We start from the raw sequence: 1,335 nt of genomic DNA, 5'->3' as shown, positions 1-1,335 counted from the left end.
GTTCGGATCTAGCAGCATTTTTCCTTCCAGGGCTCGCGCAAAAAATGACACTTCCAGACTCCGCTTCTCCCATCTCCGGCGCACCCGTGGTCACCGGCATGCGCGTGGTGCCCGTCGCGGGCCACGACAGCATGCTCATGAACCTGAGCGGTGCGCACGGCCCGTTCTTCACGCGCAACCTGCTGATCCTGACCGACAGCGCGGGCCACACCGGCGTGGGCGAAGTGCCGGGCGGCGAGAAGATCCGCCAGACGCTCGAAGATGCGCGCGGCCTCATCGTGGGCCAGCCCCTGGGCAAACACCACGCAGTGCTCAACAGCATGCGCAGTGCTTTCGCCAACCGCGACAGCGGCGGCCGCGGCCAGCAGACCTTCGACCTGCGCGTGACCATCCATGCGGTCACCGCCGTCGAGGCGGCCTTGCTCGACCTGCTGGGCCAGCACCTCGAAGTGCCGGTGGCCGCACTGCTCGGCGAAGGCCAGCAGCGCGATGCCGTGCAGATGCTCGGCTACCTGTTCTACGTGGGCGACCGCACCCAGACCGACCTGCCCTACGAGAGCGACCCCGGCGCCGCCGACGACTGGTTTCGCCTGCGCCACGAAGAAGCCATGACGCCCGAAGCCATCGTGCGCCTGGCCGAGGCCACGCATGCGCGCTACGGCTTCACCGACTTCAAGCTCAAGGGCGGCGTGCTGCGCGGCGAGGAAGAGGTGGAAGCCATCCGCGCGCTGCACGAGCGCTTTCCCAAGGCGCGCGTCACGCTCGACCCCAACGGCGGCTGGCTGTTGGCCGATGCGATCCGCCTGTGCCGCGACCTGCATGGCGTCATGGCCTATGCCGAGGACCCTTGCGGCGCCGAAGGCGTGTTCTCGGGCCGCGAGGTGATGGCCGAGTTCCGCCGCGCCACGGGCCTGCCCACGGCCACCAACATGGTCGCCACCGACTGGCGGGAGATGGTGCACAGCCTCTCGCTGCAGTCGGTCGACATTCCGCTGGCCGATCCGCACTTCTGGACGATGCAGGGCTCGGTGCGCGTGGCGCAGCTGTGCCAGGCCTGGGGCCTGACCTGGGGCTCGCATTCGAACAACCACTTCGATGTGTCGCTGGCCATGTTCACGCACGTGGCCGCGGCCGCGCCGGGCAAGGTGACGGCCATCGACACGCACTGGATCTGGCAGGACGGCCAGCGCCTGACCAAGGCCCCGCTGCAGATCGAGGGCGGCTACGTGAAGGTGCCCACGCGCGGCGGCCTGGGCGTGGAGCTCGACATGGACGAGGTCGAGAAGGCGCACCAGCTGTACCTGAAGCATGGCCTGGGCGCGCGCAACGATGCGC

1 protein-coding gene is annotated in these 1,335 nt (G+C 68.8%); it reads left to right on the top strand.

Annotation, left to right across the window (positions count from 1 at the left end; translation table 11 throughout):
* Positions 1-44: 44 nt before the first annotated feature.
* A partial coding sequence (locus tag AC1DOC_RS33890) for an enolase C-terminal domain-like protein (protein ID WP_478131596.1) occupies positions 45-1,335 on the top strand: 1,291 nt, incomplete at its 3' end.

The organism is Variovorax sp. 01T439_2 (genome assembly GCF_056398445.1).
This window is presented reverse-complemented; position numbering and strand designations above follow the sequence as displayed.